The sequence below is a fragment of the Actinoplanes sp. CA-142083 genome, from assembly GCF_050942195.1.
Lineage (GTDB): Bacteria > Actinomycetota > Actinomycetes > Mycobacteriales > Micromonosporaceae > Actinoplanes.
Genome location: NZ_CP192076.1, coordinates 5761597 through 5773424, shown reverse-complemented (window position 1 = coordinate 5773424; position 11828 = coordinate 5761597). Strand labels below are relative to the sequence as shown.

Genomic DNA, 11828 nt, shown 5'->3' with positions numbered 1-11828 from the left:
GGGACGGGCCGGACTGTACTCGCCGGTAACGTTACGGTGGCGTAACCAGCCCCGCAAGATGCGGCCGCTTCGAGTCGAGCCGGAATTCCCAGCCGTCCGTGCGGGCGGCGGCCGAGAATCCGACCCGCGCCGGCAGCAGAATGGGCTGCTTGAATGCAACGTCCACGGTGTACGCCGCGGGCAGCCGTCCTTCGAGGGCGGCCAGGGCGCGGGCCTTGCTCCACATGCCGTGCGCGATCGGCCGGGGGAATCCGAATAGACGTGCCCCGATGCGTGAGGTGTGAATGGGATTGTGGTCCCCGGACACCTCGGCGTAGTCGCTCCCGACCCGGGCCGGCATTTTCCAGAGGGCCGTCGGCGCCGGCATCGGCGGGTGGTCGCGCTTGGCGCTCGCGTCGCCCTTCGGTGCGTTTTTCGACAGGTACGTCGAGACGCCCGTCCACACGTTCTCGTCGTCCGCGAACGCCGTCGCCACGACATCGAACACCCGGCCGCGGTCGTGGGAGCGGAGGTTCTCGGCCCGTACGAGAAGATCGATTCTCTGGGTGGCGTCGACCGGGCGCCGGACGGTGATCCGGTTGGCCACGTGCACGAGGCCCACGACCGGGAAGGGGAAGTCCGACGCGGACATCAGCGTCATCGCGAGGGGGAACGCGAGCACATGGACGTAGGTGGCCGGCAGCGTGTCGCTCAGCCGGAAGCCGCACACGCGGTCGTAACGGGCCAGGTGATCGCGGTCGATGATCAGGCCGCGGCGCGCGATCTCGCGGTCCGGCAGCGCCTCCGGCCGGCGCGGGACCGGCAGCAGGCCCAGCGCGGCCTTCAGGTAGAGGCCGGTCGGATCCGAGGTGAGCTCGACGACCGCCATCTCAGGCCCCCAGCAGGCTCTGTCCGCAGACCCGGACGACGTTGCCGGTGACGCGGGCCGAGCCCGGCGAGGCGAACCAGGAGATCGTCTCGGCCACGTCGACCGGCAGCCCGCCCTGGGACATGCTGTTCATCCGCCGCCCGGCCTCGCGCAGGAACATCGGCATCTTCGCGGTCATCGCGGTCTCGATGAAGCCGGGCGCGACCGCGTTGATCGTGATGTCCTTCTCCGCGAGCACCGGCGCCATCGACTGGACCAGGCCGATCACGCCGGCCTTGCTGGTGGCGTAGTTGGTCTGGCCGCGGTTGCCGGCGATGCCCGCGATCGACGCGACCCCGATCAGCCGCCCGCCCGCGTTGATGACGCCGCGCTCGAGGAGCAGGTCGTTGATGCGCTCCTGGCTGGACAGGTTGACGTCGAGCACCGAGTCCCAGCGGCTCTCGTCCATCCGGGCGATCGTCTTGTCCCGGGTGATCCCGGCGTTGTGCACGAGGATGTCCAGGCCGATCAGGTGCCCGGCGAGCCGGGTGGGCGCGTCGGGGGCGGTGAGGTCGAGCTGGATGGCCCGGCCGCGCACGTCGTTGGCGACCCCGGCGAGCGCGTCGCCGGCGGCCGGCACGTCGAGCGCGATCACCTCGGCGCCGTCGCGGGCGAGGACCCGGGCGATGGCCGCGCCGATGCCCCGGGCCGCGCCGGTGACCAGCGCGGTCTTGCCGGCCAGGGGGCGGTCCCAATCGGCGGGGGTGGGCGCGCTGCCGGCGCCGACGTGGACGACCTGGCCCGACACGTACGCGGACCGGCCGCTGAGCAGGAAGCGCAACGTCGACTCGACGGCGGTCTCGCCGCCGGGCGCCACGCAGACGAGCTGGCTGGTGATGCCGCGCCCGAACTCCTTGCCGATGCTGCGGGTCAGCCCTTCGAGCGCGCGCTGGGCGGTCGCCTCGCGCGGGTTCGCGGCCGCGGCGGGCGGCGTGCCCAGCACGATCACCCGGCCTGAGCTCGTCAGCGACCGCGCGACGGGGTGGAAGAAGTCGTAGAGGGCGCGCAGGCCGGTCGAGTCGGCGATGCCGGTCGCGTCGAACACCAGCGCGCCGTATTTCTGCTGGTCGTCGGCGACGTCGGCGGTCTCGGTCCCGGCGGCCTCGAGCAGCTTCGCGAGCGTGCCGGAAAGGCGGCCGCCGGGGGCCGCGCCGATCAGGACCGGGCCGTTGGTGAGGGACCCGCCGGGCTGGTAGCGCCGCAGCCGGGGCGGGTCGGGCAGGCCGAGCCGCTTGACCACGCCACGGCCCATCCCGGAGTTCGCGAAGTTCGCGTACCTGTCTCCCATGCGCGTAGCCTACTCGTCAGTAGGGTTCTGTCGTGAAGGAGATTGCCGTGCAGACCGTCCGACGCGTCGCCGTCCTCGGTGGAAACCGGATTCCGTTCGCCCGGTCCAACGCGAAATACGCCGAGGCCTCGAACCAGGACATGCTGACCGCCGCTATCGACGGCCTGGTCGCCCGGTTCGGCCTGGCGGGGGAGCGGCTCGGCGAGGTGGTCGCCGGCGCGGTGCTCAAGCACTCCCGCGACTTCAACCTGACCCGCGAGACCGTGCTCGGCTCCCGGCTCGACCCGCGCACCCCGGCCTACGACATCCAGCAGGCCTGCGGCACCGGCCTGGAGGCGGCGATCCTGGTCGCCAACAAGATCGCGCTGGGCCAGATCGAGGCCGGCGTGGCCGGCGGCGTCGACACCACGTCGGACGCGCCGCTGCAGGTCAACGAGGAGATGCGGCGCGCGCTGCTGGCGCTGAACCGGGCGCGGACGCTGCCCGACCGGCTCAAGGCGGCGGCCCGGCTGCGCCCGCAGCACGCGTTCATGCCGGCGATCCCGCAGAACGCCGAGCCGCGCACCGGCCTTTCGATGGGCGAGCACGCCGCGATCACCGCGCTCAAGTGGGGCATTCCCCGCGAGGCCCAGGACGAGCTGGCGCTCGCTTCTCATCAGCGCCTGACGGAGGCGTACGCGAAAGGCTTCTTTGATGATCTTGTGACGCCCTATCTCGGGCTCACGAGGGATCAGAACCTCCGCCCGGACACCACCCTCGAGAAGCTCGCGAAGCTCAAGCCGGTCTTCGGCAAGGAAGACGCCACGATGACGGCGGGCAACTCGTCGCCGCTGACCGACGGCGCGTCGAGCGTGCTGCTGGCGAGCGAGGAGTGGGCGAAACAGCGCGGGCTGCCGGTGCAGGCGTGGTTCGTCGACGCCGAGGACGCCGCTGTCGACTTCGTGCACGGCGAGGAAGGGCTGCTCATGGCGCCGGCGTACGCGGTGCCGCGGCTGCTCGCGCGCAACGGCCTCACCCTGCAGGACTTCGACTTCTACGAGATCCACGAGGCGTTCGCGTCGCAGGTCCTCGCCACCCTGGCCGCCTGGGAGTCGCCGTCGTTCTGCAAGGAGAAGCTCGGCCTCGACGCGCCGCTCGGCTCCATCGACCGCGCCAAGCTCAACGTCAACGGCTCGTCCCTCGCCGCCGGGCACCCGTTCGCGGCCACCGGCGGCCGGATCGTCGCCACGCTCGCCAAGCTGCTCGCCGAGAAGGGCTCCGGCCGCGGCCTGATCTCCATCTGCGCGGCCGGCGGTCAGGGCGTGGTGGCCATCCTGGAGCGCTGAAGGGTCGCGGCGAACTCCTCCGGCGGCATCGGCTTGCCGAAGAAGTAGCCCTGCAGCAGCGGGCAGCCGACCTCGCGCAGCGCCTGCACGTCGGCGGCCTCCTCGACCCCCTCGGCCACCGCCGACATGCCCATCGACTGGGCCAGCCACAGCACGGCCCGGATGATCGACGACTTCTTCGCGTCGGTGGCCAGGCCGGCCACGAACGAGCGGTCGAGCTTGACGATGTCGGCCGGGACCTGCTGCAGCCAGGTGAGCGAGCTGTAGCCGGTGCCGAAGTCGTCGAGCGCGATCCGCACGCCCAGGCTCTTGATCGTCTCGAGGCGCTCGGTGATGTCGACGGTCGACGCCAGCAGCGCGGTCTCGGTGATCTCCAGGACGAGCCGGCTCGGGTTGAGCCCGGGCATCGCCGCCAGCAGGTCCGCGAGCAGCGGAACGAAGTCCGGCTCGGCCAGCTGGCGCGGGCTCACGTTGACCGAGACGTAGCGCAGCTCGTCGCGCCACGCCACCAGGTGCCGCAGCGCCTCGATCAGCACGTGCTCGCCGAGCGGCACGATCAGGCCGGTCTCCTCGGCGGCCGGCACGAACAGGCCCGGCCCGAGGATGCTGCCGTCGGCCGTGCGCATCCGCACCAGCGTCTCGGCGCCGAGGATCTCGCCGGTCTGCGCCGACACGATCGGCTGGAACCACACCGGCAGCGTCCGCCGCCGGTCCCCGTCGAGGGCCTCGCGCAGCAGCTTCTCCGACGCGATGCGATCCTGCACGGCGACCCGCATCTGGTCGTTGAACACCTTCATCCGGTTGCCGCCGTTGCGCTTGGCGACGTACATCGCGGTGTCGGCGGCGAGCACGGCATTCTCGGCGTGTGCGGCGCTGGTGGCCACGGCGAGGCCGACGCTGGCCGACAGGGCCAGCACGTTCCCGCCCACCGGCAGCGGCTCGGCGAACTCGCGGACCACCGCGTGCCCGACCGCCGCGCCGGCCTCGAGACCGCCGGGCAGGGCCACCACGAACTCGTCGCCGCCGAAGCGGGCCAGCAGCGCGCCGGGCGGCGCGATCGCGGTCAGCCGGGCCGCCAGCGAGCGCAGCACCAGGTCGCCGGCCGAGTGGCCGGAGCCGTCGTTGATCGACTTGAACCGGTCGACGTCCAGGTAGAGGACCGACGCCGGGCCGGGCCGCGCGGTCATCATCGCGGCCAGGTCCTGGTCGAAGCCCTCCCGGGAGAGCAGCCCGGTCAGCGAGTCGTGCCGCACCTGGTGGCGCAGCTCCTCCTCGTGCCGGCGGGACCGGGTGACGTCCATGCAATGCACGAAGATGAGGCGCAGCCGGCCCGACCGGTCGTGCAGGGCGGTGCTGTGCACCTCGATCCACATGATCGAGCCGTCGTCGCGCCGGCGATAGGCGCGGGTGTCGGTGGCCGAGCCCTGGGTGATCAGGTGGCCGAACAGCGACGGCCGGTCCTCGACCTGGGTGATCGGCAGGTCGGCGACGCCGAAGCCGGGCGGCAGCGTCTCGGGCAGGCCCAGCCAGGCCCGGTACGCCGCGTTGGTGCGCAGCAGCCGGCCGTCCGGCGCGATCATCGCCATCGGCACCGGCGTCTCGTCGAACGCGATGCTCAGCTGGGCCTGGCTCTCGTCCAGGTTCTCCTGCGCGCGGCGCTCCTCGGCCGCGGTCAGGTGCCAGCCGACGACCTGGAAGGTGGCGGCGAGCAGCACCGCGACGCCGTGCAGCACGGCCCAGAGCAGCGGGTGCAGCAGGGCGCCGTGGTGGTCGAAGGTGCGGTCGTTGACGATCGAGCCGAAGACGCCGTGGTGCAGGGTGGTGGCGACCAGGAACATGCCGAACGGCGCCCAGTCCCGGTACAGGGCGAGTGCGGCGACGGCGATGAAGAAACTGAAGTGGGCCTCGGTGAGCCCGTGGCACATGGCGACGAAGCCGCCGCAGAACGCGGTGAAGCCGAGCGCCACCGCGACCGACGGGAGCCGCCTTCCGGGCAGGCGGGCCGCGGCCACCACGCAGGGCAGCACGATCAGCACCGTGTACAGCCACGACTTGGTGAGGCCCTCGTCGCTGAAGACGCCGAAGACGGTCAGGCCGACGACGGTCGCGGCGAGCAGCGTGGTCAGCAGCCGGTGGCGGCGCTGCCAGTCCTCTTCGCGAAGTCGTCCCGCTTCGGGGATCCAGCTCTTCACGTGTGGTTGATCGGCACGTCTGGGTCCCGGCGCAGGATCGTTCGGTAGCGGATGAGTTGCCGCTTTTGGCGTGATGATCGGCACATTCCGATACGGAGACGTTCCGTTTCATCGGGTCCGGGGTCTAGATTCGCTGAGGAATACGGAACCGTCTCGTTTCGAAACGCGGGGAAACACATGGACACTCCAGCCGCAACCCAAGCCGGCCACCCCCGGCGCTGGACCATTCTCGGGGTCCTGGTCATCAGCCTGCTCGTGGTCGTGCTCGACAACACGGTGCTCAACGTGGCATTGCGTACGATCGCCGACCCGGTGCACGGCCTCGGCGCCACCCAGAGCCAGCTCGAGTGGGCCATCAACTCGTACACCCTGGTCTTCGCCGGCCTGCTGTTCACCGCCGGCATCCTGGCCGACCGGCTCGGCCGCCGGATCACCCTGATCACCGGCCTGGCCCTGTTCGGCATCGCGTCGCTCGTGTCCGCCTACGCGGACACCGCCGGCCAGCTGATCGCCGCCCGTGCCCTGATGGGCCTCGGCGCCGCGGCCGTCATGCCGGCCACCCTGTCGATCATCGCGAACGTCTTCGCGCCGCAGGAGCGCGGCCGCGCCATCGGCGTCTGGGCCGGCGCGGTCGGCCTCGGCGTCGCGATCGGCCCGATCGTCGGCGGCCTGCTCCTCGAGCACTTCTGGTGGGGCTCGGTCTTCCTGATCAACGTGCCCATCGTGGTCGCCGGCATCGTCCTCGGCCTGGTCATCATCCCGGAGTCGCGCGACCCCAAGCCGGGCCGCATCGACGTGGTCGGCGTGCTGCTGTCGATCGTCGGCATCGGCCTGCTCACCTACGGCGTGATCAAGGGCGGCGAGGACGGCTTCGGCGACACCCTCGCCTGGACCACGCTGGCCGCCTCGGTCCTGGTGATCGCGGCCTTCGTCGCCTGGGAGCGCCGGGTGGCCTTCCCGTCGCTGGACGTGCGGCTGTTCAAGAACAAGACCTTCGCGGCCTCGACCGGCATGATCGGCCTGGTCTTCTTCGCGGCCATGGGCGCGATGTTCTTCGGCGCCTTCTACCTGCAGCTGGTCCGCGGTTACGGCCCGCTCGCCTCCGGCGCGCTGTTCGTCCCGTTCGCGGTCGCCCAGATGGTCTTCGCCCCGCGCAGCGCCGCGATGGTCAAGCGGTTCGGCCCCAAGGCGGTCAGCGCCGTCGGCCTGCTGCTGGTGGCGATCGGCCTGGTGTCCTGGCTGTTCATCGGCGAGACCACCCCGATCTGGATCGTCGGCGCGGCGTTCTTCATCATGGGCGTCGGCATGGCCAACGTGATGCCCTCGGCCACCGAATCGATCATGGCGGCGCTGCCGCGGGAGAAGGCCGGCGTCGGCTCGGCGGTCAGCAACACCATCCGCCAGCTGGGTGGCGCGCTCGGCGTCGCCGCGCTCGGCGCGATCCTCTCCTCGGTCTACCGCGACCACCTCGGCAGCGCCACCGACGGCCTGCCGGCCGCCGCGTCCGACGCCGCTCAGGAGTCGATCTCCGGGGCGTACGCGGTCGCCGAGCGGCTGGGACAGGGCGGCCCGGCCCTGATCAGCAGCGCGAACGACTCGTTCCTCACCGCCATGCACTACGCCTCGGTCGGCAGCGTGATCGTCGCCCTGCTGGGCGCGGTCGTCGCCCTGATCTGGCTGCCCGGCAAGCGCCCGGCGACCGCTCCCGCCCCCACCTCGGCCGAGGGTCTGGCCGAGGAGCAGGGCGTGGAACTGGTCGAGGCGTGACGCTTAAGTAACAATGAACGCCATGACCACGGCTGTTAACGAGACCGGCCAGGACCGCAAGGCTCCTGGCCGGCCCCGCAGCGCGCAGGCCGACGAGGCCATCCTCGACGCGGTGCTCGAGCTGCTCGGCGCCGGCCACAGCGTGGCCGCCATCTCCATCGAGGCGGTGGCGGCCAAGGCGGGGGTCGGCAAGGCGACCATCTATCGTCGCTGGCCCAACAAGGAAGCCCTGATCGTCGACGCGGTCGCCTCGATGAAGGGCCCGCTGCCCGAGCCGACCGGCCAGTCGGTCCGCGACGACCTGGTGATGCTGGTCAAGGCCAACCGGACGGGTCGCGCGCGGCGCTACGGCCAGGTGACGGTGTGCCTGATGCCGGAGTTCGTGAAGGACGAGAACTTGCACAGCATGTACCAGGCGGTCATCGAGCCGCGCCGGGACGTGATGCGGCAGGTGCTGCGCCGCGGCGTCGAGGGCGGCGAGCTGCGGGCCGACCTGAACATCGAGCTCACGCTACTGATGATCTCGGGCCCGTCGATGATGCAGAGCCTGCTGCATTGGAACCCGGCGGTCCAGGAGGAGGGCTTCGCCGAGTCGCTCGTCGACTCGGTGCTGCGAGGCGCCGCCGCCTGACGTGTTGTCGCGCTCATGCGGCCTTTCCGCCGCGGAGCGCGACTCGGGCGGCGGCGTTGCGGAACGCGATGCCGGGCCTCGTGCTCGGCACGACCAGCGCGGCGGCGAAGCGGGCGGCGCGGCCCTTCGCGTCGGTGCGGCGGCGGTGTTCCGCCTCGTAGCGCTTGAGGGCCGTCCCGGCGTCGGCGCCGGCGTCGCGCAGGGCTTCGGCGAGGGTCTGCGCGCCGGCCATCGCCATGCTCGAGCCGTCGCCGAACAGCGACACCGAAGCGGCCGCGTCGCCGAGCAGCGTGATGCGGCCGTGCGACCAGCTCGGCAGGACGACCCGGCTGACGGCGTCGAAATAGAGATCGTCGGACTCGCGCGCGCGATCCAGGAACTCCGGGACCCGCCAAGAGCGATCATCGCCGTACGCGTCGAGCAGCACCTTCTTGTGCGCGGCCGTGTCGCGGTAGTCGAAGCCGGGGATGAGCGCGCCGCGGAAGATGAACGCCAGCAAGGCGTGGTCGCGGGACGGATGCACCGAGACCAGGCGGCCGGGCGTGTTGTACATGAGGGCCTCGTCAGGATGGTCGACCCGCTCGCCGAGGGGCGTGGTCGCGACGTAGACGCCCAGGTGGCGTACGAAATCCTGCTCTTGACCGAAGGCCAGGCGGCGCACCGTGGAGTGCAGGCCGTCCGCGCCGACCACCAGATCGAAACGCCGGGGGTCGGCCCGCTCGAAGGTGACGTCGACGCCGTCCGGGTCCTGGCTCATCGCGGTGATCGTGTCGTCGAAGACGAACTCGGCGTGGTCGCGCGCCGCGCCGTACAGGATGGTGGCGAGATCGGCCCTCGGCACCTCGATCTCCATGGTCCCGGCCGCGCTGCGGCCGGACGGCATCGGCAGCCGCACGCCGCGACGGCCGCGTGAGTCGATCAATCGCATCGCCTTGACGGTGGTGGCGGCCTCGCGCAGCGCCGGGATGACGCCCATCTGCTCGGCGACGGGAAGGGCGGGACCACGCACGTCGACGGGGTTGCCGCTCGAGCGCTGACCCTGCGCGCGCTCGACGACCGTGGGCTGGAAACCGGCGCGGGCCAGCCAGAACGCCAGGGTGGGACCGGCCACGCCGGCTCCCGAGATCAGTACGGTTCGCATGCCATCACCGTAGCTGCACTCAGTGCAGAATTGCAACGAGTGCGGGTTTGCGTTGGATGCATTATCGTGTTCCGTGTGTCACTGCGTGAACGGAAACGAGAGCGGACCCGGCAGGCCATCGTGGCGGCGGCCGCCGACCTGATCGAGCGGAACGGGTACGAGCGGACCACGGTCGCCGACATCGCGGCCGCGGCCGAGATCGGGACGCGGACGTTCTTCAGCTACTTCCCGACCAAGGAGGACGTGCTCTTCCCGGAGTCCGACGACCGGGTGCGGGTCACCGTGGCGGCCATCGAGAACCGGTCGGCGACCGAGGGGCCGGCGGCGGTGCTGGTGCGGGCGTTGCACGAGGTGGCGGCGTCCAGTGAGGACCTGACCGGGCGGATGGCCCGGCTGCGCCTGCGGCTGATGCACGAGGTGCCGGCCGTGCGGGGCCGGGGTCTGCAGATCCAGATGGACGTTCAGCGCGAGATCGCCCGGCATCTGGCGGCGGCGTATCCGTCGACGCTGGACCCGGTGTCGGCGGGGGCCCTCGCCGGAGCGCTGGCCGGGGCGGTGACGGGGGCGTTGCTGGCGCTGTTCGACGATCCGAAGCAGTGGGAGGATCCTGACGTGCTGCGCTCCGCGGTCGAGCGGGCGACGGCGATCGCGCTCGCACCATGGGGGGAGTCCGTTGACGGAGCCGTTTGAGACGCTGTCGCTGGAGGGGGCGCCGGTGGTCGCCGCGCCGGACGGGTCGGCGGTGCGGCCGTTGTGCGTCGTGCCCGGGGCGGGGAGCTTTGCGCATTTCAGCCTCGCGGCCGGACAGGTCGCGCGGGCCGTGGTGCATGCGACGGTCCAGGAGATCTGGTACGTCGTGGCGGGCGGCGGGTCGATGTGGCGGCGCTCGACTTCCGGTTCCATCTCGTCGGAAGACGCACTGCGGCCGGGGGTGTGCCTGACGATTCCGGTCGGGACGTCCTTTCAGTTCCGGGCCGGTGACGCGGGCCTCGAAGTCGTGGCCGTGACCATGCCGCCGTGGCCGGTCGGCAGCGCGACCGAGGCGACGCCGGTCTCCGGGCCCTGGGAAGCGAGCGTCTAGACCTTCCGATCGAGAGGGGTCTATCATTCTCTTCGCGGATGGGAGCGCTCCCATTCGGTCGTCGAAGGGGTGGAGTCATGGCCCGTCGTGGTTTCCGCTGGCTCGCGGTGGCGGCCGCGGCTGCCCTCGCGCTCGTCGTGCTGTCGTTCCAGGCGCCGGCCGGCGCCGACCCCGTCACCGGCAACGCGACGTATTTCGACGCGCTCGGCTCGCCGTACGGTGGCTGTGGTCTGCCCCAGTCCCAGCTGGACTCGCCGGACTTCGTGGCGTTGAACGTCTACAACACGCCGGGCGACTACAACTTCTATCCGCGGCCGGTGACCGACCCGGCGAAGACCGGCCTGTGGAACAACGGCCTCAACTTTGGGCGCTTCGTGCAGGTCTCGGTCGGCGACTACTGCACCGGCGTGAACGACGGCGCGACCAACCAGCCGTTCTGCCGCAACGGCTCCTGGGTGGCCGACCAGTACAACAACGCCACCCTCACGATGATCGTCGCCGACAGCTGCGGCGACTCGAACGCCTGGTGCCGCGACGACCCCAACCACCTGGACCTGGCGAAGGACTCGCTGAACCGTTTCGCGCGCGCCGGCACGCCGGTCGGTGACATGTACCCGAATCACTGGAACAACCGCCACGTCAGCTGGCAGTTCGTCCCCGCCCCGGGTTACAGCGGCGACATCAAGATCGGCTTCCTGCAGGGCGCCCAGGCGTACTGGCCGGCGATCGCGGTCTCGCACCTGGCCAACGGCATCCACGGCGTCGAGTACAACCAGGGCGGCGCCTGGCAGCAGGCCAAGATGAACAGCGACATGGGCCAGTCCTACATCGTCGGCGGTCTCACTTCAGGGGCGACAAACTTCCAGATTCGCGTACGCGACGCCGCGGACCAGCTGATCAACGGCGGCCGCGTCTACAGCTTCGCCCTGCCGGCGGCTTGCGGATCGACGTGCTCCCAGCCGTACACGGCAACGACTTACACCACGAGCGACGGCTCGACCGGTCCGACTACCCCGCCGACCTCGCCGCCCACCTCGCCCCCGACCTCTCCGCCCACTTCGCCCCCGACCTCTCCGCCCACCTCGCCGCCCACTTCGCCGCCCACTTCCTCGCCCACGTCCGCGTGCACCGCGGCCTCCACTGTGGCCAGTTCCTGGAACGGTGGCTTCCAGGCCACCGTCACGGTGAAGGCGGGCAATACGGCGATCTCCGGGTGGACCGCCCGCTGGACGTTCACCAACGGTGAGCAGATCACCCAGCTCTGGAACGGCACGTACTCGGCCTCGGGCGCCACGGTGACCGCCCGCAACGCGTCCTACAACGGTTCGCTGGCGGCCAACGCCTCCACCGCGTTCGGCTACACCGCCACGGGCACCCCCGCCGCCGTGACGGTGACCTGCACCAGCCCGTAATCGTCCAGCCCGGCGGCGCCCACCCGCCGTCGGGCTGGCTCACCACCCTCTTGGCTGGCTCACCACCTTTTTGGCTGGCTCACC

General features: G+C 71.2%; 10 protein-coding genes. 6 read left to right on the top strand and 4 right to left on the bottom strand.

Annotation, left to right across the window (positions count from 1 at the left end):
* Window positions 1-31: 31 nt before the first annotated feature.
* Entirely contained in the window at window positions 32-868 is an 837-nt protein-coding gene (locus tag ACQPZX_RS26500; protein ID WP_433360308.1) for a MaoC/PaaZ C-terminal domain-containing protein, read from the bottom strand.
* A gap of 1 nt (window position 869) precedes the next feature.
* On the bottom strand, window positions 870-2195 hold the full coding sequence (locus tag ACQPZX_RS26495; RefSeq protein WP_433360305.1) for a 3-oxoacyl-ACP reductase: 1326 nt from the start codon (window positions 2193-2195) through the stop codon (window positions 870-872).
* A 47-nt stretch (window positions 2196-2242) separates the two neighbouring features.
* On the opposite strand from ACQPZX_RS26495, the gene ACQPZX_RS26490 reads away from it, so the two are divergent.
* A complete protein-coding gene (locus tag ACQPZX_RS26490; RefSeq protein WP_433385446.1) occupies window positions 2243-3520 on the top strand; it encodes an acetyl-CoA C-acetyltransferase in 1278 nt (425 codons plus the stop codon).
* Here the strand turns inward: ACQPZX_RS26490 and ACQPZX_RS26485 are convergent.
* A complete protein-coding gene (locus tag ACQPZX_RS26485; protein ID WP_433360302.1) occupies window positions 3490-5712 on the bottom strand; it encodes a putative bifunctional diguanylate cyclase/phosphodiesterase in 2223 nt (740 codons plus the stop codon). The two genes, ACQPZX_RS26490 and ACQPZX_RS26485, sit on opposite strands and share 31 nt — an antisense overlap.
* A gap of 177 nt (window positions 5713-5889) precedes the next feature.
* Here ACQPZX_RS26485 and ACQPZX_RS26480 point away from each other — a divergent pair, with 177 nt between their 5' ends.
* A complete protein-coding gene (locus ACQPZX_RS26480) occupies window positions 5890-7479 on the top strand; it encodes an MFS transporter (protein ID WP_433360299.1) in 1590 nt (529 codons plus the stop codon).
* Window positions 7480-7501: 22 nt separating this feature from the next.
* On the top strand, window positions 7502-8110 hold the full coding sequence (locus tag ACQPZX_RS26475) for a TetR/AcrR family transcriptional regulator (RefSeq protein WP_433360296.1): 609 nt from the start codon (window positions 7502-7504) through the stop codon (window positions 8108-8110).
* 13 nt (window positions 8111-8123) lie between these two features.
* Here the strand turns inward: ACQPZX_RS26475 and ACQPZX_RS26470 are convergent, their stop codons facing one another.
* Window positions 8124-9251 (bottom strand): FAD-dependent monooxygenase, encoded by a 1128-nt coding sequence (locus ACQPZX_RS26470; protein ID WP_433360293.1) that lies wholly within the window; start codon window positions 9249-9251, stop codon window positions 8124-8126.
* Window positions 9252-9326: 75 nt separating this feature from the next.
* Here ACQPZX_RS26470 and ACQPZX_RS26465 point away from each other — a divergent pair, with 75 nt between their 5' ends.
* The 3 genes from ACQPZX_RS26465 (at window position 9327) to ACQPZX_RS26455 (ending at window position 11744) form a co-directional block, all read left to right on the top strand.
* Window positions 9327-9941, top strand: coding sequence for a TetR/AcrR family transcriptional regulator (locus ACQPZX_RS26465; protein ID WP_433360291.1), 615 nt, complete (start codon window positions 9327-9329; stop codon window positions 9939-9941).
* Window positions 9925-10332, top strand: a complete 408-nt coding sequence (locus ACQPZX_RS26460; RefSeq protein WP_433360288.1) for a cupin domain-containing protein — start codon at window positions 9925-9927, stop codon at window positions 10330-10332. The genes ACQPZX_RS26465 and ACQPZX_RS26460 overlap by 17 nt, the downstream gene beginning before the upstream one ends.
* A 77-nt stretch (window positions 10333-10409) precedes the next feature.
* Window positions 10410-11744 (top strand): cellulose binding domain-containing protein, encoded by a 1335-nt coding sequence (locus ACQPZX_RS26455; protein WP_433360285.1) that lies wholly within the window; start codon window positions 10410-10412, stop codon window positions 11742-11744.
* The last annotated feature ends 84 nt before the right edge of the window (window positions 11745-11828 follow it).